This window comes from Pedobacter flavus (assembly GCF_036324285.1).
Taxonomy (GTDB): domain Bacteria; phylum Bacteroidota; class Bacteroidia; order Sphingobacteriales; family Sphingobacteriaceae; genus Pedobacter; species Pedobacter flavus.
The window spans coordinates 319,113-343,304 of sequence record NZ_JAZDQU010000002.1; the positions used below are offsets into that span (position 1 = coordinate 319,113).

A 24,192-nucleotide genomic window follows, 5' to 3' on the forward strand; every position below is an offset into this window, starting at 1 on the left:
AATACCTGTTTATAATTGATTGGTATAAAATATTTTACAATTAAAAATTAATAAGAATAGTCGATACTTTTTTCAAGTAAAGAAAAAAATATAATTAAAAATTGGACTTAAAAATTAAACTTAGGAGAATATTTCTACGGCTAGTGACCTTGCTTCGTTAAATTTAGAATTGTCAATCGTTAAATTTTCTTCTTTATGATTTAAGAAAGCTAATAATTCTTCTGTCGCAATATTTCCTGTTAATTCGTCGGTGGCCATCGGACAACCGCCAAAACCCATCATTGCGCTATCGAACCTTCTACAGCCAGCATCATATGCTGCTTTTATTTTTTTTCCAGCTTCAAATGGTGTACTGTGTAGGTGAACGCCCCATTCTATTTGCGGAAATTTATTGAGTAAATAAGCTACTACCTCAGATATTTGTTCGGGCGTTGCCATTCCTGTTGTATCTGCAATAGATAAGATTTTTACGCCCAATTTAATTAATTCACTGGCCCAATTTTCAAGAATCTCAACACTCCAGTTATCTCCATATGGATTTCCGAAGGCCATTGAAAGATAAACGACCAACGTTTTTTCTTTCTTCTCACAAATTGAATGCATTTCTTTAACCACCAACAAGGCATTTTCTATACTCGAATTGGCATTACGCTGTTGGAAAGTTTCTGAAATGGAAAATGGAAAACCTAAATAGGAGATTTCAGGAAAACTTGCGGCTTCTTCTGCTCCTCTTACATTAGCCACTATAGCCAATAATTTGGTCTTAGTTTCAGATAAATCTAATAAACTAAGCACCTCTTTAGTATCCCTCATTTGAGGAATTGCTTTTGGAGATACAAAACTTCCAAAATCTAATGTATGAAAACCAACTTTTAATAGTTTATTTATATAGGCGGCTTTAGTTTCTGTAGGAATAAAATCGTGTAACCCTTGCATAGCATCTCTAGGGCATTCTATTAACTTAATGGGTGTTAACATTTCTTGTTTTCTTATCGTATGATCTAATTATTAAGCGCGTTCCTCTATCATAGCTTATATAGCTCCAAACCCAATTCACAAATACTACCAGTTTATTTCTAAAACCCGCTAATGTCATTAAATGTACGAACATCCAAGTGAACCATGCAAATATTCCTTGAAATCTTATTTTATTTAAATCAACAACTGCACGATTTCTCCCTACGGTAGCCATAGAACCTTTATCGTTGTACTTAAATATAGTTGAACTATTTAAAGTATGAGTTGCAAAAAGTTTAGCTAGATTTTTGCCTTGTTGAATAGCAACTTGTGCTACACCTGGGTGACCATTTGGATAATCATCAAGAATCATCGCTGCCACATCGCCAATGGCATAAACATTAGAATAGCCTTTTACTTTACTCGTTCCATCTACAATTAATCTATTTCCTCGAGTTATTGAGTCTGAAGAAAATCCATCTAAAATAACACCTTTTACACCTGCCGACCAAATAACTGTTGCCGAATGGATAGGCTGTTGATCTATTAAAAATAAAGTCTTACCATCATAATTTTCTACCCTAGTATTGAGCATAACATTTACGCCCATTTCCTCTAAAAATTCCTTAGATTTTTTTGAAGAATTGGCCGACATTGTGCTTAAAAGCTTATCTGAACCTTCAACTAAAAATATATTAACACTATTTAAATCTAATTCAGGATAATCGTTAGGTAAAACATGCTTTTTAAGTTCGCCGAGTGCGCCCGCTGTTTCAACCCCCGTTGGTCCGCCGCCTACTACTACGAAGTTTAACAATTCATTTTTTTCTTCAATAGTAGGGGCAATTAATGCGCTTTCTAAGTTTTGGAGAATAATACTTCTTAAATTTAAAGCTTCAGGAATTGATTTCATGGGCATCGAATTCCTTTCAATATTTTCCTGCCCGAAAAAATTACTGGTAGATCCTGTTGCTATAACCAAATAATCGTAAGCAATTTCGCCAATCGTTGTATGCAATAAATTGTTTTGAGTATCTACTTTATTTACTTTGGCTACTCTGAAAATTAAATTGTCTTGTCCTTTAAAAATTTTCCTTAATGGGAAAGCAATAGATTCTGCTTCTAATCCGCCTGTAGCTACTTGGTAAAGCAAGGGTTGAAAAGTATGGTAATTGTGTTTATCAATTAATACAATTTGATAATTCTTGTTCTTAAGCTTTTTGCAAAACTCAATTCCACCGAATCCACCTCCTATTACAACAATTCGAGGATGTTTACTATGAGGGATAATTGTATTCATTTTTTGAAATTTTAGTTAAATATAATAAAAAAGGCGTTCTGAATTAACAGAACGCCTTACCAAGAAAATTGTTTAATATATTATTTCTCTTTGTTTTTTCCGAAGTCGATAACAATTGGCGTAGAGATACATAATGAAGAATATGTACCAATTACTCTACCAATTAACAAGGCGAAAATAAATCCTCTGATACTATCACCACCAAAAATGAAGATGGCTAATAATACAAATAATACAGTTAATGAAGTTAAAATTGTACGACTTAAAGTACTGTTTAAAGCGAAGTTAATAAGTGTAATTCTTTCTTCACCATAAACTTCTTTCTTGCCTGCATGACTTAATTTCTCACGAATTCTATCGAATACAATTACCGTTTCTAACATGGTATAACCCATTACAGTTAAAATTGCTGCGATAAAATCTTGGCCAATTTCTAATGAGAATGGAAGAACACCGTCTAAAATAGTATAGAATGATAATACCAATGCAACGTCGTGAATTAAAGCGACAATTGCACCTAAACCATATTCCCATTTCTTAAATCTAATTAAGATATAGATAAACATTAGGATACAAGAAACAATTACAGCACCATAAGCACCCATTAAAATGTCATTTGCAACAATAGGTGTTACTTTTTGTGAACTTCCGGTTGTAAACTTAGCACCAGTAGCTTTTAAACCTTCATCTAATGCTTTTTCAACAATTTTATCAGCGTTTGGATGCGTGTCTGCGATATGGTAAGTAGTTGTAATTTTTAACTTATTATTTCCACCAGCAGTTTTAACCTCAGTTTGCTCATCTAAACCAAATACAGCTTCTAATTTCTCTTTAACTTCGGCTGTATTCATATCTCTATCGAACTCCACCAAGAAAGTACGTCCACCTTTAAAGTCGATACCTAAGTTAAATCCGCCATGTTTAATATAGAAGCCGATACCTAAAATGATAATAATTAAAGAACCGATATAGTATTTTTTTCTATGCTTAACAAAGTTGATTGCTACATCTTTAAATGCATTTCTAGTAACGTTATTATCGAAAGTGATGTTTTGTTTACGTTTTAACATACTATCGAAAACTACTCTTGAAATTAAAACAGCAGCAAATAAAGAAGATAAAATACCAATACATAATGTTGTAGCAAATCCTCTAATTGGTCCTGTTCCGAAGAACATTAAGATTAAGCCTAAGATGAATAAAGTAGCATTTGAGTCGATGATAGACGACATTGCATGTTTAAATCCGTCCTTAATAGCTGTTTCTGTAGATTTTCCATGTGCTAATTCTTCACGTACACGCTCAAAAATAAGAATGTTAGCATCTACCGATAGACCAATAGTTAATACGATACCTGCAATACCAGGAAGCGTTAATACGGCCCCCAGAGATATTAATATTCCGAAGATGAAGAACAAGTTAATTAGCAAAGCTAAGTTAGCTACCCATCCTGCTTTGTTGTAATACAAAGCCATAAATACTAGAATAACAACAAAAGCGATAACAAATGATAATAAACCATTATTAATAGCTTCCTGACCTAGGGTAGGACCCACCACATACTCACCAACAATTTTTGCTGGAGCTGGTAATTTACCTGCCTTTAAAATATTTGATAAATCTTTGGTATCTTCTGAAGTGAAATTACCTGTAATAGAAGAATTACCATTAGGAATTTCACCGTCTACAGTTGGTGCAGTATAAACTTGATTATCTAATACGATAGCAATTGCACGTTTATTATTTGGATCTGCAGAAGCATCTGCGGTCATTTTTTTCCATTTAGCAATACCTTCAACATTCATGTTCATAGATACTGCTGGTTTTCCAGATTCGTCGAAATCATTTCTAGAATCTGCAATAGCTTCACCACCTAATTCTGGTTTGCCATCAGGAGTAGTAATTTTAATAGCGTATAATTCAAACCTTTTATATAATTGGTCAGGTTTTACACTCCACATAAACTTCATATTACTTGGAATGTTTGCTGCTACTTCTGGTCTGCTTAAATAACTATTTACTTTTGCTGTATCTTTTTTGTCAACATAACCTATTACGGCAGACTGAGGATTTAATTGAGGTCCTTGTGGTCCTTGTACCAATGGGAATTGGAATAAGCTCAACATAGGATTGGTTTTGCTCAATTGATTCTTTTGAATTTCTAAAGAATCTTTAGCCTCAGCTTTATTTCTTAAGCTAGCAAGCTTACTTTCGTTATTTTTAGTAGAATCTTCTTCAACTGTAGTAGAAGGTAATGAAGCTGCTAAAGTTTTATCAATATTTTCTAAAAGAGAATATACTTCTTGAATTTGGTAAACATGCCAGAATTGTAATTCAGCAGTACCGGATAATAATTTACGAACACGTTCTCTGTCTTGAATACCAGGAAGCTCAATTAAGATTCTGTTTGAGCCTTCCTGCTTTTGCATATTCGGACTCACAACGCCAAATCCATCAATTCTACTTCTTAAAATTGTAAATGAGCGGTCGATTGCGCTATTAGCTTCTGCTGAAAGGTATTTTTGAACATCAGCATTGCTAGAATTAGCTTTAATATCTCTTGAATTATCTTGGCTAGCGAAATAATCTGCTAACTTAACTCCAGGTTTAATTTTCTCAAATTCATCAACGAAAATAGCTACGAAATCTTTACCGCCTTCAGTGATTCTTTTTTCAGCGTTTTGTAAGGCTGTATTGAAAGCAGGATCTGTAGGATTACCGGCTAATGAACTAACCAACTCAACTAGGGAGATTTCCATGGTAACGTTCATACCACCTTTTAAATCTAAACCTAAATTGATTTCTTTTCCTTTTGTAAATTGATAAGTAAATCCTAAAACTGGATATACTTTTACATTAGCCATAGAGTCAAGATATTCTTTCTCTTTTAGCGGATCGCCCTTCGCAAATTCTTTGGCGTCCTTTTCAACTCCAGCATTCACGAAATTGAACGACAGTGCGTACAAACAGATTAGCCCCAGTAGGACCGCCATGAATTTTATAAAACCTTTACCTTGCATTGTTTAGTTGTGTTGTGTTGTTGTGTTTGTTGATTTTTAACAAGTCGGCAAATCTAAGGATTTTTTTATATAAAAATCTGCCATCTAATTAATTAATTAAGTATATGTATTATTTTTTAATAAGTGTAGAAAATGTATAATCGTAAGCATTGCTTTCATCTGCATAAAAATGATGTTTTTTCACTACTTCCCATTCCTGAAATGAAATTTCGGGGAAATATACATCAGCCTCCCAAACACCATGTACAGTTGTAAGTTCAATTTTATTAGCTAACGGCAAAGCTTGTTCATAAACTTTTCCACCGCCAATAATACAAATTTCTTCTGCATCTGCACAAATTGTTATAGCTTCATTTAAACTTTTTACTGCAATTACCCCTTCAGGGAATTTTAAATCTTGACTGGTTATAACAATATTGGTCCTGTTTGGTAATGCTCTTCCGATTGATTCGAATGTTTTTCTTCCCATAATTATGGGTTTCCCGGTTGTTAAAGCTTTAAAATGCTTTAAATCTGCAGGTAGGTGCCATAAGAGGTCGTTGTTTTTGCCAATTGCCCAATTTTCGGCGGTAGCAACTACGATTGTGATATTTTTATTCAACATATTTTAAAGCTTAAACAGCTACAGCTCCTTTAATATGTGGATGCGGATCATAGTTTATCAATTCAAAATCCTCGTATTTAAATTCAAAAATATCTTTTACTTCCGGATTTATTTTCATGGTTGGCAATGGCCTAGGTTCTCTTGATAGTTGAAGTTGGGCTTGTTCTATATGGTTATTGTATAAATGAGCATCTCCAAACGTATGTATAAACTCACCAACTTTTAAATCGCATACTTGAGCAATCATCATGGTTAATAAAGCATATGATGCGATGTTAAACGGAACACCAAGAAAAATATCTGCGCTGCGTTGGTAAAGCTGACAACTTAATTTTCCATCAGCTACGTAGAACTGAAAAAAAGCATGACATGGAGGAAGTGCCATATTTTCGATCTCAGCAACATTCCATGCAGAAACAATTAATCTTCTAGAATCAGGATTATTTTTAATTGAATGAATTACATTTTTAATCTGATCTATTGGTTCGCCATTGGGTGATGGCCAACTTCTCCATTGAGAGCCATAAACAGGACCCAAGTTTCCTTCTTCGTCTGCCCACTCGTCCCAAATTTTCACACCATTATCTTTAAGGTATTTTATATTGGTGTCGCCCGATAAAAACCAGATTAATTCATGAATAATCGATTTAAGGTGTAGTTTTTTAGTGGTCACCATTGGGAAACCTTCTTGAAGATTAAATCGCATTTGATGACCGAAAACACTTATTGTACCTGTGCCAGTACGGTCGTGTTTTTGTGTTCCATTGTCCAGCACATGCTGCATTAAATCTAAATACTGTTTCATTGTCTGCGGATAACTTGCCTTTTAGTTGTTCTACTTACAAATCTAATGTATTTGATGGAAAAAAATTGGCAATTTCCTAACATCTATTATAGACTTTCTATAATTAACAGGGGTATTTTATAGATTTGTGTATAAAATTTGATCAATAAATGCTGGAATTTCCGAACGCTAAAATAAACTTAGGTTTACATGTTACCGAAAAAAGAACTGACGGATATCATAATCTGGAAACTATTCTTTTTCCTATTGCCATAAAAGATGCTTTGGAAATTCATGATTCAAACGAACTCGAATTAACCATCAATGGAGCAGAAATTCCAGGCGATATAAATCAGAATCTATGTATCCGCGCATTTAAACTTTTAGAAAGGGATTATAATTTGCCGGCCCAGCACATCACATTGCTTAAAAATATTCCAATAGGGGCGGGTTTGGGAGGTGGATCTTCTGATGCAGCTGCGTTGATTAATTTATTGGATAGAAAATTTGAACTGGGTATTTCTGTGTCAAAAAAAATGCAATATGCTTCGCTGTTGGGGTCTGACTGCGCTTTTTTTATAGAAAACAAGCCTGTTTATGCGACAGGGATTGGAAATGTCTTTGAGGAAATTGAATTAGATTTAAAGGCATTTAAAATTGTTGTAGTGATGCCAGATGTTCATGTTTCAACTGAAAATGCTTACAAAAACATTGTTCCAAGAAAATCTGATGTTAACCTAAGAGATGTAATTAAACAACCGGTCGGAACATGGAAAGAAAACATGAGGAATGATTTTGAAGCCACAGTTTTTGCGGCACATCCGGTTATTGCTGACTTAAAAGATTTGATGTATAGTCAAGGGGCTTTGTTTGCTTCGATGAGTGGGAGTGGAGCTAGCGTTTTTGGAATCTTTGATCACTATGTTCCAATTAAGCTCCCCGCGAACTATAAAATTTACGAAAATTTATAAATGAGATTAGTCCACCATACTTCCATAACTATTTAAATTAACTAGAAATGAGCTATAAAAATTTTGAAACCATCGCTATTCGTATACAAGCCGAACGAAGTGAGCATAAAGAGCATTCTGTGCCATTATATATGACTTCGAGTTATAAGTTTGATGATGCAGATGATATGCGTGCACTTTTTGCAAATGAAAAGGATGGAAATATTTATAGCAGGTATTCTAATCCAAATGTGACGGAGTTAATTGATAAAATGGCAGCTTTGGAAGGCGCAGAAGCAGGGTGGGCAACATCAACAGGTATGGCGGCGATATTCACTGCTTTGGCGGCTCTTTTGGGTTCGGGAGATCATGTGGTTTCGAGTAGGTCGGTTTTTGGATCAACCCATCAGTTATTGAATGGTATATTTCCAAAGTGGGGAATAGATTATACTTATGCCGATTTAGATAAACCTGAAGATTGGGAGAAAGCCATAAAAGCTAATACTAAGCTACTGTTTGTAGAAACACCATCTAATCCTGGTATTGATATAATTGATTTAAAATGGTTGTCTGAATTGGCAAAATCTCGAGGGGTTTTATTAATTGTGGATAATTGTTTTGCTACCCCATACCTTCAACAACCTATTGCCTTAGGCGCAGATTTATCTATTCATTCTGCTACTAAATTTATAGATGGACAAGGCAGATGTTTAGGGGGTGTGATTTTAGGGAATAAAGAATTGATTTTAAAAATTGAAGCATTTGCCCGACACAGTGGGCCAGCTATGTCGCCATTTAATGCTTGGTTGCTCTCTAAGAGCTTAGAAACGCTTGCGGTTAGAATGGATAGGCATTGCGAAAATGCAATTAAAGTGGCAGAGTATTTAGAAAATCAAGCTGGAATAAAAGCTGTAAAATATCCTTTTTTAGCTAGTCACCCTCAATATGAAATTGCGAAACGACAAATGAAACAGGGTGGGGGAATTGTAACTTTAGTTTTAAAAGATAGTGCGGCTGCGGTTAAATTTATGAACGGATTAAAAATGTTCTCTATTTCTGCCAATCTTGGCGATACTAGATCTATCGTTACTCACCCTGCTACGAGTACGCACTCCAAGCTTTCTGAAATGGAAAGATTACAGGTTGGGATAGAACAAGGAACAGTTAGGCTTTCTATTGGCTTAGAAAACATAAACGACATTCTTGAGGATTTAAAAAACGCTTTAGGTTAATCTAAACCTATTAAGAAATATAATCCCTGTCTTCTTTATTCAAAGTATCGTTGGGTAAATCTTCTTCCTCGTTCTCGAACTTAGGGTCGTAGGTGCTTACCACAGTTTTTGGTCGTGCAACCAATAATCCGATAATAAATCCGATTACAACACATACGGCCATTACAATTAATTTAGATACTGAAATCACCGTAAAAAAGAAATCGAAATCTACGCGGTCGTCGTTACGCACCAAGAAAACAGTAATCAATGCAGTAAGTATTATTGTGACGATGGTTTTTGTTTTCATCAGAAAAAGATTAAGTGAAAAATTAGTAGGTACAATATCGTAATAAAGTAAAGATAATTACAAACACTTAATAATTTAATGGACCGAATATTTCTGTACATAGGGGGTATCGTGATTTCAAATTCAAGATAAATGTTCGCCTTCTTTTCTTTCTACCAGTTATTGTCTTTTTGTTTCTAAGTTCTTCTTAAATTGATGGTAAACTATGTGTTTAGTTATAGGGCTTAATCTCGATTTTAAAAATTTACTTAGTGTATTTTATACTGAAAAAATTGTACTTGTTTTTTAGGTGTAGGTTAGGGCTAGAAAAAAGTGGTGAAATTTTGAATAATGTGGTCCCCAAATTTAAATTAAATTTTAAGTTTGATTTAAAAATAAATTTAGCTTAGTCTAAAAATAATTTTACAAAATTTGAATTGGATTATTTTGTCGGTCTAAATTGATAAAGTGAGCTAAAAATGGGTATTATCAACTTTTTGTTTATGTAAATTACATAAATGTATTGATAATTAATACTTTAAATGTTTTAAATTTATGCAAAAAGCATCAATACTAAATATTTTAGTATTTCTTACTTGTTTTGAATAATTTTTTTTGAATTGATTATTTAGTTGGTTTAAATTTTAAACTTGATTATCAACTACTTATGAAAAGTTAATTTTGATGATATTAAATTTTTTGTTCTTTAATATCTACTTATATTTAATCAAATATAGGGTTTAAATGGGTTATTTCATAATAACAACAATTTAAACTTATAAATGTTTTTGCAGTATAAAGTGCATAGAATTTGTCATCCAAATGGTATACATTACATACATTATATAAGGGATTTCTTCTCCCCTATTTATCCAATTAATCGCCGATGAATAGGAATTTTTACTACTTGGGGTAAATATAGAAGGTAAAATGAAAGAGATTTACGTTGCTTTAAATAGTTACTTAGTGTACTAAACTTCTTTTTTTCTTGTAGATTGGATAGCCGAAAATTGCAACTAAAATAAGCAGTGTACCCGCATAAAACCCATAGGTCATTTGTTCAGAATTACCGAAAATTAGGTAGGCTAAAACGATACCATAAACTGGTTCTAAGTTAGTAATTAGTGCTACCCTAAAAGCCGATAAACTGCGCATAACTTTTACTCCTGCAACATAGGCAAGAGCTGTACAAATGGTACCTAAACTAATTAACCAAATCCAATCATCACCCTTTAATATTAGGGTATCAAAATTTAGTTCGCCCGCAAAAATCTGGTATAAACTTACCCAAATGAAGGCGCCTAGAAGCTCATAAAAACCGATAATTTTAGGGTCATTATTTTTAACTAATGTTGAATTTATAGTTGCAAATAATGCGGATCCAATAGCGGCGAATAAACCAGTTATAATGCCCCAAAAGTATTGTGATTCGAATTTGAAAATTAATAAAATACCACTGATTATAATTAATCCTACCACAACATCTTGTATGAGAATTTTATTTCCCTTTATTAAAGGCTCTATAATAGATGTAAATAAAGTAGCTGCAGATAGTGCTACAAGCGCTACAGAAACGGTAGAAAGCTTTATAGAGTAGAAGAATAAAATCCAATGTATAGCAACAACGCCCCCAGTTGCTAAATACTTTAAAATTTTAGTTTTATCTATAGCTAACCGCTTAATTCCAGTAATTGCTATATAAATAAAGAGGGTTAGACTTGCAATTCCTACTCTAAACCACACCAAAGGAATAGCATCAATAGTAATTAGTTTACCTAAAATGCCAGTAAATCCCCATACCATTACCGTAAGATGTAGTATAATTAAATCTTTCTGGATAGGGTTAGAATTTTTCATTATTTGGGGGCTTTATACAATAAATAGGCACCTAAGGCTCCAAAGAATAGAGTAGGTGAAAGCGCTGCTAAAAGAGGCGGAAATCCACCTTGTGTAGCAAACATTTGTGCAAATTGGTTAAGAACGATGTAAATAAAACTTAAAAATATGCCTATTCCTAACGGTAGTCCAACTCCACCTCTTACTTTTCTTGAGGATAGTGCCACACCAATTAATGTTAATACATAGGCAGAGAGTGGGTGATAATATCTTCTGTACAATTCATATAATAAATCGTTCATTACCCCAGAACCTCTAACTTTTTCTTTTTCTATTTTTTCCTTTAGTTTTTTTGTGCTAATGTTCTGATAAACATTGTTATATGGAGAAAAATCGTCAGGATCCATATCTAAAACAGTATCTATTTTCTTTCCAGAACCATTGATCAATTTTTCTTTAAGTCCGTTAACTTCTCTAATACTGTAATTGGTAATTTGCCAGTTCTTTTTTACTGAATCCCACTTTACAACATCAGAAACTAATTTAGAACGTAATTTATCGCCATCAAAAATATCTAAATTAAAGCCATAGCCGATACCCTGTTTACTGTCGAAGGTTTTCATATAAACATAAGTATTGCTATCTAGTCGCATGTGAATATTGCTTCTGTTGCCTATACTTTGGCGTCTTTTAATGTATGTATTTTCGAAATCATTCTTAATTCTATTGGTAGTTGGCAATAAATATAGATTAGAACCTAAAGTGATAAGGAAAATAATAGATGCAGAAATAAAATAAGGGAACAGAAATCGATTAAAACTTATCCCACCACTTAAAATAGGTACAATTTCTGTTTGGTCGGCCATTTTTGCGGTAAAGAAAATTACAGCAATAAAGTTTATAAGTGGACTTAATAAATTAACATAAAACGGTATAGATCCAGCGTAATATTCGCTGGTGATTTGCCAAAGACTAAGGTCGTTTTCCAGAAAATTATCTAATTTTTCTGATAAATCGAAGATGATAATAATTAGTACAAACACACAAAGGGTATAGAAAAACGTACCTAGATACTTTCCTATAATAAATCTGTCTAATAATTTTAACCTGTCTTTGATTGCGTTCATTAAAGTTTTTGTCCTAAAATTTTAACCATTTTTTCTTTCCAAGGATAAAAAGTTCCTTCAATTATTTTTTCTCTGGCTTCATTTACTAACCATAAATAGAAGTGTAAGTTATGCAAGGTAGCAATTTGCGCGCCTAACATCTCTTTACTATGCATTAAATGTCTTAAATAGGCTTTTGTATAAACCTGGTCGGCATGTAAATCACTTTCAGCATCTATAGGTGAATAATCATTTGCCCATTTTCTATTTTGAATGTTAATGATCCCATTTCTAGTAAATAACATGCCATTTCTAGCATTTCTGGTAGGCATTACGCAATCGAACATGTCTATTCCTAAAGCAATATTTTCCAAAATGTTTATTGGAGTTCCTACACCCATTAAATATCGTGGTTTATTTTCTGGCAAAATATTGCAAACCACTTCGGTCATGGCGTACATTTCTTCTGCAGGCTCACCCACTGATAAACCACCAATTGCGTTTCCTTCTCTTTCTGTTGAAGCAATAAATTCAGCCGATTTTATACGCAAATCTTTATAAACCGATCCCTGAACAATAGGGAAGAGGGTTTGGTTAAATCCATAATGCGGTTCAGTAGTATCAAATCGTTCACAACATCTTTTCAACCATCTATGCGTCATTTCAATAGAATTGGCAGCATATTTATAATCACATGGGTAAGGTGTACATTCATCAAAAGCCATTATAATATCAGCACCAATGGTTCTTTGAATATCCATCGCACTTTCCGGTGTAAAAACGTGTTTCGAACCATCAATATGACTTCTAAAGGTTACTCCTTCTTCTTTAATCTTACGAACTTTACTTAGTGAGTAAACCTGATAACCACCACTATCTGTTAATATAGGTCTATCCCAACCCATAAATTGGTGTAATCCGCCCGCACCACTTAAAATATCTAGTCCGGGTCTAAGGTATAAATGATAGGTATTCCCTAAAATAATTTTCGCATTAATGTCTTCTTTCAGCTCACGCTGATGTACGGTTTTTACAGTCCCAGCTGTTCCTACAGGCATAAAAATTGGGGTCGGAATATCGCCATGGTCAGTAGAAACTACTCCTGCTCTTGCTTTCGACTGCTTATCCTGTGCGGATAAAGTAAATTTCATATATCTATCTTGCTTAATGAGGAAATAAAGCTATTATTGTATAAAAATTAATAGAATTATTAACCCTGAATCTTTTGATTCTAATAATCTCCAAAAATAATAAATCCTATTGGTTTAATTTCTGATTTTATTTATCCACAAAATCTTAAATTATTCCTATAAAAACGGACATTTGGAAAATATTATGCAATTTAATTTCCTTCCGCTAGAGATCGTTCTGCTCGTAATTTCTGTAATTTCGTTATTAATTCAGTTCTGGTTTACACTGGGAATTCATAGAAGTTTACTCTTTTTTAAATCTTCAGATAAGTTAAATCGGGATTTAAAGCCATTGAGTGTGGTTATAGCTGCAAGAAATGAAGCAGAAAATCTTAAACAATTTTTACCTAAGATTTTCGAACAAGATTATCCAAATTTTGAGGTGGTGGTTGTAAATGATAGATCATGGGATGGAACGGCAGATTTATTAAAGGAATTTTCGCTCCTATATCCTAATCTAAAGATTGTAACTATCGCAGAAGGCGAGAAGTTTATTGCAGGTAAAAAATTTGCTGTTTCAATGGGAATTAAAGCAGCTAAAAACGAATGGTTGGTGTTTACGGATGCCGATTGTGAACCATCTTCTGACCAGTGGCTAAAGGAGATGAGTACCCCAGAAGATGAAAATGTAGAAATTTTATTAGGTTACTCCCCATATTTTAAGTCGTTCGGTCTTTTAAACGCGCTAATTAGGTATGAAACTTTTTTTACGGCGGTCAATTATTTAAGTTTTGCCTTAAAAGGAAACCCGTATATGGGTGTTGGACGTAATTTGGCGTATAAAAAGTCATTGTTTTTTAAAGGAAAGGGATTTGCAGCACATATGCATATTTCTTCTGGCGATGATGATTTATTTGTAAATGCAAATGCAAATTCAATAAATACGGGTATTTGTATTGATAAAGATGCTCAAGTATGGAGTGTTCCTAAAGATTCTTGGTCCACGTATCTAAAGCAAAAAAAGCGACATGGAAGTGCTGGTAAGCTTTATAAAGCTAAACATAAATGGATTTTAAGTGTACAAGTAATTTTCCAGGTTATTTTTTATGCCTCATTATTGTTCTTAGTATTTTTACCTAATGGGTTGTATTTTGCAATCGGGATATGGTTATTTAGTACATTAATTAGAGCATTTGTATATCCAACCTTGTTAAGTCGACTGAACTACCCGGAATTGCGTTGGTGGTTTCCTTTCTTGGATGTTTTACTCTATGTTTTTCTGATGTTTAATGGTGTAGTGTCTATATTTGTGAAAAAATCTTCTTGGAAATAATGGAATCGAGTTTAGAAATTATTAAAAAATATTTTCCTGACATTACAGCAGAACAGGAAAATCAATTTAAAATGTTATATCCTTTATATCAGGAATGGAATGCGCAAATAAATGTTATTTCTAGAAAAGATATTGATGAATTATACATCAGACATATTCTTCATTCATTAGGTATTGCAAAGTTTATTTCATTTAAAGAAGGTGAAAATGTACTTGATGTAGGAACTGGTGGAGGTTTTCCGGGTATTCCGCTTGCAATTTTATTCCCTAAAACTAAATTTCATTTAATAGATTCTATTGGAAAGAAAATTAAAGTTGTGAGAGAAGTTGCACAGGCATTAGGTTTAAAAAATGTTGAAGCTTCACATATTAGAGCGGAGCAGGTTGATGAAAAATTCAATTTTGTAGTTTCAAGAGCGGTAACCAGATTGGCAGATTTTTACCCATGGGTACGTGGAAAATTTAAAAAAGACTCTAAACAAGCCATTCCAAATGGTATTTTATATTTAAAAGGTGGCGATTTAACCGAAGAAATTAAAGAAAGTAAGTTAAAAGCTGAATTATACCCCTTGTCGGAATATTTCGACGAAGAATTCTTTGATACCAAATACGTGGTCTATATACCTCAATAGAATTTAAAGCCGTTAAAAATAACGGCTTTTTTGTTTTTAGCGTTTCTTACTTAATTTATTTTTTAATTACAATTATTAATTTTAAATTAATAATTTTGTATATTTACAGATATGAGTAAGCTGCATCAATTGGCAATAACCAAAATAGAGGGGGTGGGGTATGTATTAGCTCGACTATTAATTAAACATTTTGGAGATGCTTCCTTAATTTTTAAGGCAACAAAGAAGCAATTGATGCAAATTCCAGGGATTGGTCCACTCACCGCAGAAAGTATAAAAAGCACAAATGCATTAAAATTAGCGGAAGAGGAACTTCGTTATTTAGAAAAGAATAATGTTCAATTAATCTATTATACGGACGATAATTATCCCCGAAGGTTAAGAAATTGCAATGATGCGCCTATTATTCTCTATTATAAAGGAGTAGCCGATTTAAATCATTTAAAAATTTTAAGCGTTGTAGGTACAAGAAATGCAACAGCATACGGCAGAGGCCTTTGTGAGCAATTGGCAGCATCTATTTATGATAAGAATATATTAATTATAAGTGGATTGGCTTATGGAATAGATATTCATATGCATAGTTCTTGTGTTAAAAATAATATTCCAACAATTGGGATTTTAGGTCATGGTGTAGATCGTATTTATCCTAGATTGCATGCAAATGTTGCCAACCAAATGCTCGAAAATGGAGGGATTTTAAGTGAATTTCCTTTAAAATCAGTGCCAGATAGGGAAAATTTCCCAAAGCGGAATCGGGTTATTGCGGGCATGGCCGATGGAGTCATTGTAATAGAAGCAGCAAAAAAGGGCGGAGCATTAATTACAGCAGAATTGGCAAATTCGTACAATAGAGATGTATTTGCCTACCCAGGAAGAGCTGGAGATTACTTTTCTGAAGGATGTAATTTCTTAATTAAAACCAATAAAGCCGCATTGGTTCAATCTGCAGACGATATTTTATATTATTTGGGTTGGGATAAAATTTTAAAATCTAAGCCCAAACCTATTCAAAAGCAAATGCCATTAGATTTATCGGAATTAGAAAAACAGGTTTATTTGGCTTTAGAGAAGGAAGATCAACATATAGATAAACTTTGTGTTCAACTCCTCATTCCACAGAGCAAATTAAATTTTACCTTGGTTAATTTAGAATTAAAGGGTATTATAAAACATCTTCCCGGAAATATGTTTGCCTTAGTATAAGTTTTTCAGTCGAAGTGGACTTATATGAAATTCTTATTTTTTAATTCATAAATATGCCATATAATATTCTGAAGCGATTGAAATAGGAAATATATGATTTGGAAATCTTAAATTTGTAACATGTGGTACAATAATATATTAGAAACTGTAGGCAATACGCCGTTGGTAAAATTAAATACAATTACCAAGAATATTCCAGGTACAATTTTAGCGAAAATTGAATCTACAAATCCCGGAAATTCTATTAAAGATAGAATGGCAATTAAAATGATAGAAGATGCAGAGAAATCTGGAAAGCTTTTACCCGGAGGAACAATCATTGAAGGAACTTCAGGAAATACAGGGATGGGATTGGCGATGGCAGCAGTTGTAAAAGGATATAAATGTATTTTTACGACCACCGATAAACAATCAAAAGAAAAGGTTGATGCTTTACGTGCATTTGGGGCTGAGGTAATTGTATGTCCAACAAATGTTGAGCCTGAAGATCCTCGTTCATATTATTCTGTGTCTTCTAGATTAGAAAAAGAGGTTCCAAATTCTTGGAAACCGAATCAATACGATAATTTATCCAACTCTGCTGCGCATTATGAGCAAACAGGTCCTGAAATTTGGGAGCAAACAGAAGGAAAAATCACCCATTTGGTAGTAGGCGTGGGTACAGGAGGTACAATTTCTGGTACTGGCAGATATTTAAAAGAAAAGAATCCAAATATTCAGGTTTGGGGAATTGATACATATGGTTCGGTATTCAAAAAATATAAAGAAACGGGTATTTTCGATAAAAATGAGATATATCCATATATAACTGAAGGAATTGGAGAAGATTTTTTACCAGCAAATGTTGATTTCGATGTTATTGATTTATTTGAAAAGGTAACGGACCAAGACGCAGCATTAATGACCCGTGAAATTGCTAGAAAAGAAGCAATTTTTGCTGGTAACTCTGCTGGTTCTGCTTTAGCAGGTTTAATTCAGTTAAAAGATAAATTAAAACCTGAAGATGTTGTAGTTGTAATTTTCCATGATCATGGATCGAGGTATATGGGTAAAATGTACAACGAAGATTGGTTAAGAGAAAGAGGGTTTTTAAAAGATGAAAAACTAACTGCATCATCTATTATTAATAAAAAGGAAGCTTCTGAGATCGTTACATTGGATATTGATAAATCTGTTTTAGAAGCTATTAATACCATGAAAATGATGAATATTTCTCAAATTCCAGTAACTCAACAAGGAATGGTAGTTGGGAAAGTTGCAGAATCTGATATTCTTAGTGCTTTATTAGAGAACCCTGGAGTGCGTTCGGCAAAAGTGGGTGATGTGATGAGCAATCCTTTTCCATTTGTAGATTTAAATACTTCAATTGATAAAATTTCAAGTTTAATTAATAAAGAAAATTCAGCAGTATTAGTAGAAACAGCAGAAGGTAAAATTGAAATTATTACTCAATATGATATTATAAATGCTATCTCTGCCTAAATTTAGGCAATTGATTAAAATAAAAAACCCATCAAATTTTTGATGGGTTTTTTATTTTAGTTAGAAACTACTTTAAGTCCGATTATAGAACCTATTAAAGTAGTTATGAAAAATATTCGCCAAAAAGTTGCTGGATCTTTAAAAACAAAAATTCCAACAAGAACGGTACCAACAGCGCCAATTCCTGTCCAAACGGCATAAGCTGTCCCAATAGGAAGCGATTGACTAACTTTAACCAATAAGCTCATACTTATAGTTAAGGATAGTAAAAAACCGCCATACCACCATATTGCAGTGGTACCGGTAGATTCTTTTGCCTTCCCTAGGCATGAAGCAAAAATAACTTCGAATAAACCAGCGATAATGAGTAAAATCCAATTCATATTGGGTTAATAATTAACTTTTTAATAGATTAATTATTAATGAGAAGGAGCATTAGCATCTACTCGTTTAATATCAGCGCCAAGAGCTCTTAATCTAGTATCTATATCCTGATAACCTCTTTCTATTTGCTCAATATTAAATATAGTTGATTTACCTTCAGCACTTAAAGCGGCGATTAATAATGATACACCAGCTCTAATATCAGGCGAAGTCATGCTAATTCCTCTTAATTTGTATTTTTTATCAATACCATTTACGGTTGCTCTATGCGGATCACAAAGAATAATCTGCGCACCCATATCTATCAGTTTATCAACAAAAAACAGTCGGCTTTCGAACATTTTTTGGTGAATTAAAACCGATCCACGCGCTTGAGTTGCTACTACTAATACAATACTTAATAAATCTGGTGTAAATCCAGGCCAAGGCGCATCAGCAATGGTAAGAATAGAACCATCGATAAAAGTATCAATTATATAATGCTTTTGAGATGGGATGAAAATATCGTCACCTCTTCTTTCTAATTTAATACCTAATTTTTTAAACACCTCAGGAATTACCCCTAATTCATCATAGCAAACGTTTTTGATGGTAATTTCTGATTCGGTCATTGCAGCAAGACCAATGAAAGAGCCAATTTCAATCATGTCTGGAAGCATTCTATGTTCGGTACCGCCTAATTTTTTAACACCATTAATGGTTAATAAATTAGATCCAATACCTTGAATATCTGCACCCATTCTATTTAACATTTTGCATAATTGCTGTAAATAAGGCTCGCAGGCAGCGTTGTAAATTGTAGTTGTTCCTTTTGCTAGTACAGCTGCCATAACAATATTGGCTGTACCAGTTACAGAAGCTTCATCTAAAAGAATGTATGCACCTTTTAAATCTGTTGCATCTACATTAAAAAATTCATTTTTAGAATCATAGACAAATTTTGCCCCTAATTTTTCAAATCCAATGAAATGGGTATCTAATCTTCTTCTTCCAATTTTATCACCTCCTGGTTTAGGAATAGCTGCTTTCCCAAATCTTGCCAAAAGAGGGCCAACAATCATTATTGATCCGCGCAAACCTCCACCTTTAGATTTGAAAGTCTCGGATTGGAAGAAGTCTAGATTTATGTTTTTGGCTTCGAAAGTATAAGTATCTTTATTTAAGCGTTCAACTGAAACACCTAGATCGCCCAATAATTCGATTAGTTTATTTACATCCTTTATGTCAGGAATATTGCTAATCGTTATTTTTTCTGAAGTTAAAAGTACCGCAGATAAAATTTGTAGAGCTTCATTTTTAGCTCCCTGAGGGGTAATTTCACCTTTTAATTTTTTACCACCAACTATTTCGAATGCCTTCATTATTTCGATGAAATTTTAAATATTAATAACGCTTTTGTTTACTGTTTTGATGTCTGTTTTTACCACCATTATTTTGGCGATTTTTCCCGTGATTATTTTTCTGACGAGCATTTTGAGGACGGAATTCAACTTTATTTAAATTGATGTTCTCATCCAATTGAAGTGCTCCACCAGATAATTCACTAAGGTTTTTTATAATGGTTTCGTCGGCAACATTATCTTTATTCCATTGAACGTATGCCATTTTCATAAAGTTTGCTATAGACTGAACCATATCTGCTTTACGCTCAGGATCTTCTTCAGATTTTGCTTTTTCTATTAAAGCTTCAACTGTTTTACCATAATGTTTATACCTGATTTTTTGTTGAGGATAACCTATATGTACTGGTTTTGGGCGCTCGGCTTCAGGTAATGGTTTAGGATATGGACTATCCACATCTATTTTAAAATCAGATATAATGTGGAGATGATCCCATAATTTATGCTTAAAATCTGCTACATCTCGTAAATGTGGGTTTAAAAAACCCATTAAATCAATTACTGCTTGCGCATACTTATTGCGTTCTTCTTTTGTAGGAAGATCAATAATGTATTTGACCATATTTTGTACGTTACGGCCATATTCCGATAAGATTAAATCGCTTCGGGTTGTGTTATAATCAAAACTCATGTAAGTATTTTAGGTGATAGAGAACTAGTGAAAATTGCTAGTATAAATTAATCACGACATATAAAAGTACAGAATATTTATAAAAAGCTAAAATCTTAATGATTATTTAACAATCATAAGTTTAGCAAATTTCAACAATAGCATTTTATTTCCTAGTCCTTGGAAAAAAACTGTGGCTTTAACATCCGGTAAATTCCCTTCCAAACTAATTATTTTTCCAAAACCAAATTTCTCATGTTCAACTTCCATACCTACTTGTAATTCATTAGGTGCTGCTGGACTAAAATTTGCGCTAGGCACATGGGCTTTAGGTAGTATTGAAGTAGTTTTTGGTCGAACCAATGGGGTGGTTGTTTGACTAGCTGCAGGCTTTGGTTTACTAAAGAAATCTTTTTGTTGCGACCAACTTCTTCGCTCATCATCAAAACTAGAATTTACCACACTTTGTTTATTTGAAAGTGTTTCAATTTCTAAATACCTAGGATTAAGTTCATTAATGAATCTACTTGGTTCACAGCTGGTTAAACTTCCCCATCTATATCTGGAAGTAGCATAAGTAATTACTAATTTTTTTTCTGCTCTTGTAATAGCAACATAGAATAGCCTTCGTTCTTCCTCCAAGTCTGTTCTAGAATTTAAGGACATTTGAGAAGGAAATAAATTCTCTTCTAAACCTACAATGTAAACGTTTTTAAATTCAAGCCCTTTAGAGGAGTGAATAGTCATTAAAGAAACGGTATTTTTATCCTTATTTTCTTTATCATCATTCGTTAAAAGCGCTATATCTTGCATATAAACAGCTAAGCTTCTATCCTCAATATCTTCTCTTTCACCAAATTCTTTTATACCGTTTAATAATTCCTGTATATTTTCAAATCTGCTTCTGCCTTCAACGCTATCGTCACTATGTAATTCTTTTAAAATTCCAGTATGTTGGGCAATATAAAGTGCAGTTTCATAAGCATCTAGCTTTTTTGCTTCTGCCATAAAACTTCTAATCAGCGTTGCAAAATCTTGAATCGGCGCAGCTATTCTACCTTCAATATATTTAGTAGGGTCGTTAATTATTTCCCAAAGTGTTTTATCATGTTTGTCGGCAGCAACAATTAATTTATCAACAGAAGTATCGCCAATTCCTCTTTTAGGATAATTAATTACACGTTTAATAGCCTCTTCGTCACTCGGATTAAATGTAATTCTGAAATAAGCGATCAGATCTTTAATTTCTTTTCGCTGATAGAAGGATAGTCCGCCGTAAATTCTATAAGGGATATTTAATTTTCTAAGCCCTTCTTCCATAGATCTACTTTGCGCATTTGTTCTGTAAAGGATGGCAAAATCACTATAATTCAATCCTTTTAAACTATGCTCCTGAGCGATAGACTCGGCAACCAATTTTCCTTCTTCATTGTCCGAAAAAGCTCTATTTATTTTAATACGATCGCCCTCTTCGTTGTCTGAAAATACATTCTTCTTAAGTTGATTTTTATTATTGGCAATAATGCTATTTGCTACTTCAACTATGTTTTGGGTAGATCTATAATTTTGTTCTAGCTTAAATACATTTAACTCAGGATAATCTCTTTCGAAGTTTAGAATATTTTGAATATTAGCACCCCTAAATCCATAAATACTTTGTGCATCATCGCCCACTACACAGATATTTCTGTTGGCTGCGGCTAGCTTTCTAACGATGGTATATTGTGAAAAATTGGTATCCTGATACTCATCTACCATTAAATATTTAAACTTGTGTTGATATTTATTTAGAACATCTGGATGATCTTTTAGTAACACATTGGTTTTAAATAGTAAATCATCAAAATCCATTGCACCAGCTTTAAAACAGCGCTTTGTATAGGTTTCATATATTAAACCCATTAAAGGACGATTATTTGAATTGTCTTCTGCCTGGATTTCGGCACTGTTCATGTATTCTGACCAAGAAACCAGGTTGTTTTTTGAAGATGAAATTCTGTTATAAACGAAATTTGCATTGTACAATTTATCGTCTAACTGCATTTCTTTTAAAATAGAGCGAATTAAACTTTTACTGTCATCCGTATCATAGATCGTAAAATTTGGCGGATAACCTATTTTTTCGGCTTCCACTCTTAAAATTTTCGCAAAAACAGAGTGAAAAGTACCCATCCAAAGATTTTTAGCTTCTGGACCTATTACTTGAGTAATACGTTCACGCATATCTTTAGCCGCCTTATTGGTAAAGGTTAGTACTAAAATATTGAAAGGATCAATACCTTTTTTAATTAAATGTGCAACTCTATATGTAATTACCCTTGTTTTTCCAGAACCAGCGCCTGCTACTATCATAACTGGACCTTCAGTAGTTTCTACTGCTGCTCTTTGCTGTGGGTTTAATCCTTCTAAATAATTCAAAACTTCTACTTTCTTCTAAACCTCAAATTTACTGATTTTATAGAAGAGAAATTATAGTTTTTTTAAATAGTAAGATGATAAATAAACCACATTTTTTAGGTTAAAAACTAAACTTCAAATTCTATATTTGTATGAGTTCAATAACCATTAAGTATGAAAGAAATAAAATCTTATGTGGAGGCCAATAAAGACCGTTTTTTAAACGAGTTATTCGAATTATTGCGTTTTCAATCGGTAAGTGCCGATCCAAAATATAAAGAAGAAGTAATCAAAACAGCAGATTATATAGCTCAAAAACTAAAAGATGCTGGTGCAGATAATGTAGAAATTTGTGCAACGGCTGGTTATCCTATTGTTTACGGTGAGAAAATAGTAGATCCATCATTACCAACCGTTTTAATTTACGGTCATTATGATGTTCAACCTCCAGATCCATTGGAGTTGTGGGAAACACCTCCATTTGAACCTACTTTACGTGATGGAAAGATTTATGCACGCGGAGCATGTGACGATAAAGGACAGGTTTATATGCATGTTAAAGCTTTTGAGCTGATGATGAAAACCAATACTTTAGCTTGTAACGTGAAGTTCATGATTGAAGGAGAAGAGGAAGTTGGATCTTCAAATTTGGGTATTTTCGTTAAAGCTAATCAAGAAAGACTTAAAGCTGATGTCGTATTAATCTCTGATACATCCATGATTAGTATGGAACATCCTTCTATTGAAGTTGGTTTAAGAGGATTAGCTTATATGGAAGTAGAAGTGGTTGGACCAAATAGAGATTTACATTCTGGTGTTTATGGTGGTGCTGTAGCCAACCCAATCACCATTTTATGTAAAATGATTGCTTCTTTACATGATGAAAATAACCACATCACCATACCAGCATTTTATGATAAAGTGGTAGAGCTTTCTGATGCTGAGAAGGAAGCTTTAAATGCTGCACCATTTGATTTGGATGAGTATAAAAAAGATTTAGAAATTGATGAAGTTTGGGGTGAGAAAGGTTATAGTACTTTAGAAAGAACCGGAACAAGACCTACTTTAGAAGTTAACGGAATCTGGGGTGGATATATTGGAGAAGGTGCGAAAACCGTATTGCCTTCAAAAGCAAATGCTAAAATTTCGATGAGATTGGTTCCAAATCAAAGTTCTGAAGAAATTGCTGAAATTTTCGCTAAACATTTTGAAAGTATAGCCCCTAAAAATGTTAAAGTAAAAGTTACGCCACACCATGGAGGTGAGCCAGCCGTAACGCCTACAGATAGTAAGGCTTATAAAGCTGCAGAAATGGCCATCATGGATAGTTTTGGCAAGAAAGCTATACCAACTCGTGGTGGTGGTAGTATTCCAATTGTAGCTTTATTTGAAGAGGTTTTAGGTCTTAAAACTGTTTTATTTGGCTTTGGTTTAGATAGTGATGCTCTACATTCGCCAAATGAAAAGTATGATTTATATAATTATTATAAAGGAATAGAAACCCTTCCATTGTTTCATAAATACTTTGCAGAATTAAATGCAAATGGTTAAAAAAGAATCC

The 24,192-nt window shown here is 33.3% G+C and carries 20 protein-coding genes; 7 read left to right on the forward strand and 13 right to left on the reverse strand.

Annotated elements, in window-relative coordinates; all coding sequences use genetic code 11:
• Positions 1 to 120 precede the first annotated feature (120 nt).
• From VRU49_RS07420 to VRU49_RS07440, 5 genes are all read right to left on the reverse strand, one after another.
• Positions 121 to 978: a hydroxymethylglutaryl-CoA lyase gene (locus VRU49_RS07420; protein WP_330146146.1), complete on the reverse strand. Its 858-nt coding sequence runs from the start codon at positions 976 to 978 to the stop codon at positions 121 to 123.
• Positions 962 to 2,257 (reverse strand): NAD(P)/FAD-dependent oxidoreductase, encoded by a 1,296-nt coding sequence (locus VRU49_RS07425; protein ID WP_330146147.1) that lies wholly within the window; start codon positions 2,255 to 2,257, stop codon positions 962 to 964. The genes VRU49_RS07420 and VRU49_RS07425 overlap by 17 nt, the downstream gene beginning before the upstream one ends.
• An 80-nt stretch (positions 2,258 to 2,337) precedes the next feature.
• Complete coding sequence (gene secDF / locus VRU49_RS07430) at positions 2,338 to 5,277, reverse strand: protein translocase subunit SecDF (RefSeq protein ID WP_330146148.1); 2,940 nt, start codon at positions 5,275 to 5,277, stop codon at positions 2,338 to 2,340.
• A 109-nt stretch (positions 5,278 to 5,386) separates the two neighbouring features.
• Positions 5,387 to 5,881: a dihydrofolate reductase gene (locus VRU49_RS07435; protein ID WP_330146149.1), complete on the reverse strand. Its 495-nt coding sequence runs from the start codon at positions 5,879 to 5,881 to the stop codon at positions 5,387 to 5,389.
• Between the two features lie 10 nt (positions 5,882 to 5,891).
• Positions 5,892 to 6,686, reverse strand: coding sequence for a thymidylate synthase (locus tag VRU49_RS07440; protein ID WP_330146150.1), 795 nt, complete (start codon positions 6,684 to 6,686; stop codon positions 5,892 to 5,894).
• A gap of 149 nt (positions 6,687 to 6,835) precedes the next feature.
• On the opposite strand from VRU49_RS07440, the gene ispE reads away from it, so the two are divergent.
• Both ispE and metZ read left to right on the forward strand, forming a co-directional pair.
• Positions 6,836 to 7,636 carry a 4-(cytidine 5'-diphospho)-2-C-methyl-D-erythritol kinase gene (gene ispE / locus VRU49_RS07445; protein ID WP_330146151.1) on the forward strand — a complete coding sequence of 267 codons (801 nt, stop codon included), beginning with the start codon at positions 6,836 to 6,838 and terminating at the stop codon, positions 7,634 to 7,636.
• A gap of 47 nt (positions 7,637 to 7,683) precedes the next feature.
• Positions 7,684 to 8,847, forward strand: coding sequence for an O-succinylhomoserine sulfhydrylase (gene metZ / locus VRU49_RS07450; RefSeq protein ID WP_330146152.1), 1,164 nt, complete (start codon positions 7,684 to 7,686; stop codon positions 8,845 to 8,847).
• A gap of 10 nt (positions 8,848 to 8,857) precedes the next feature.
• On the opposite strand, the gene VRU49_RS07455 is transcribed toward metZ, so the two are convergent.
• The 4 genes from VRU49_RS07455 to tgt all read right to left on the reverse strand — a co-directional run bounded on the left by VRU49_RS07455 (position 8,858) and on the right by tgt (position 13,208).
• A complete protein-coding gene (locus VRU49_RS07455) occupies positions 8,858 to 9,136 on the reverse strand; it encodes a lipopolysaccharide assembly protein LapA domain-containing protein (protein ID WP_330146153.1) in 279 nt (92 codons plus the stop codon).
• A gap of 942 nt (positions 9,137 to 10,078) precedes the next feature.
• Positions 10,079 to 10,972 (reverse strand): DMT family transporter, encoded by an 894-nt coding sequence (locus tag VRU49_RS07460; RefSeq protein ID WP_330146154.1) that lies wholly within the window; start codon positions 10,970 to 10,972, stop codon positions 10,079 to 10,081.
• A complete protein-coding gene (locus VRU49_RS07465) occupies positions 10,972 to 12,078 on the reverse strand; it encodes an LptF/LptG family permease (protein ID WP_330146155.1) in 1,107 nt (368 codons plus the stop codon). Before VRU49_RS07465 ends, VRU49_RS07460 begins: the two co-directional genes overlap by 1 nt.
• Entirely contained in the window at positions 12,078 to 13,208 is a 1,131-nt protein-coding gene (gene tgt / locus VRU49_RS07470; RefSeq protein ID WP_330146156.1) for a tRNA guanosine(34) transglycosylase Tgt, read from the reverse strand. The genes VRU49_RS07465 and tgt overlap by 1 nt, the downstream gene beginning before the upstream one ends.
• Positions 13,209 to 13,392: 184 nt before the next feature.
• On the opposite strand from tgt, the gene VRU49_RS07475 reads away from it, so the two are divergent.
• The 4 genes from VRU49_RS07475 to VRU49_RS07490 all read left to right on the forward strand — a co-directional run bounded on the left by VRU49_RS07475 (position 13,393) and on the right by VRU49_RS07490 (position 17,840).
• Positions 13,393 to 14,520, forward strand: a complete 1,128-nt coding sequence (locus tag VRU49_RS07475) for a glycosyltransferase (protein WP_330146157.1) — start codon at positions 13,393 to 13,395, stop codon at positions 14,518 to 14,520.
• Entirely contained in the window at positions 14,520 to 15,152 is a 633-nt protein-coding gene (rsmG, locus tag VRU49_RS07480; protein ID WP_330146158.1) for a 16S rRNA (guanine(527)-N(7))-methyltransferase RsmG, read from the forward strand. The genes VRU49_RS07475 and rsmG overlap by 1 nt, the downstream gene beginning before the upstream one ends.
• A gap of 111 nt (positions 15,153 to 15,263) precedes the next feature.
• Positions 15,264 to 16,358, forward strand: a complete 1,095-nt coding sequence (dprA, locus tag VRU49_RS07485) for a DNA-processing protein DprA (RefSeq protein WP_330146159.1) — start codon at positions 15,264 to 15,266, stop codon at positions 16,356 to 16,358.
• A 120-nt stretch (positions 16,359 to 16,478) separates the two neighbouring features.
• Complete coding sequence (locus VRU49_RS07490; RefSeq protein ID WP_330146160.1) at positions 16,479 to 17,840, forward strand: pyridoxal-phosphate dependent enzyme; 1,362 nt, start codon at positions 16,479 to 16,481, stop codon at positions 17,838 to 17,840.
• Between the two features lie 56 nt (positions 17,841 to 17,896).
• Here VRU49_RS07490 and VRU49_RS07495 read toward each other — a convergent pair whose 3' ends face one another.
• The 4 genes from VRU49_RS07495 to VRU49_RS07510 form a co-directional block, all read right to left on the reverse strand.
• On the reverse strand, positions 17,897 to 18,223 hold the full coding sequence (locus VRU49_RS07495) for a DMT family transporter (RefSeq protein ID WP_330146161.1): 327 nt from the start codon (positions 18,221 to 18,223) through the stop codon (positions 17,897 to 17,899).
• A 36-nt stretch (positions 18,224 to 18,259) separates the two neighbouring features.
• Positions 18,260 to 19,585: a UDP-N-acetylglucosamine 1-carboxyvinyltransferase gene (gene murA, locus VRU49_RS07500; RefSeq protein WP_330146162.1), complete on the reverse strand. Its 1,326-nt coding sequence runs from the start codon at positions 19,583 to 19,585 to the stop codon at positions 18,260 to 18,262.
• Positions 19,586 to 19,607: 22 nt separating this feature from the next.
• Complete coding sequence (locus VRU49_RS07505) at positions 19,608 to 20,255, reverse strand: DUF4290 domain-containing protein (RefSeq protein WP_330146163.1); 648 nt, start codon at positions 20,253 to 20,255, stop codon at positions 19,608 to 19,610.
• A gap of 102 nt (positions 20,256 to 20,357) precedes the next feature.
• Positions 20,358 to 22,652: an ATP-dependent helicase gene (locus VRU49_RS07510; RefSeq protein WP_330146164.1), complete on the reverse strand. Its 2,295-nt coding sequence runs from the start codon at positions 22,650 to 22,652 to the stop codon at positions 20,358 to 20,360.
• Positions 22,653 to 22,805: 153 nt separating this feature from the next.
• Between VRU49_RS07510 and VRU49_RS07515 the strand changes: the two genes are divergently transcribed.
• Positions 22,806 to 24,182 (forward strand): dipeptidase, encoded by a 1,377-nt coding sequence (locus VRU49_RS07515; RefSeq protein ID WP_330146165.1) that lies wholly within the window; start codon positions 22,806 to 22,808, stop codon positions 24,180 to 24,182.
• The last annotated feature ends 10 nt before the right edge of the window (positions 24,183 to 24,192 follow it).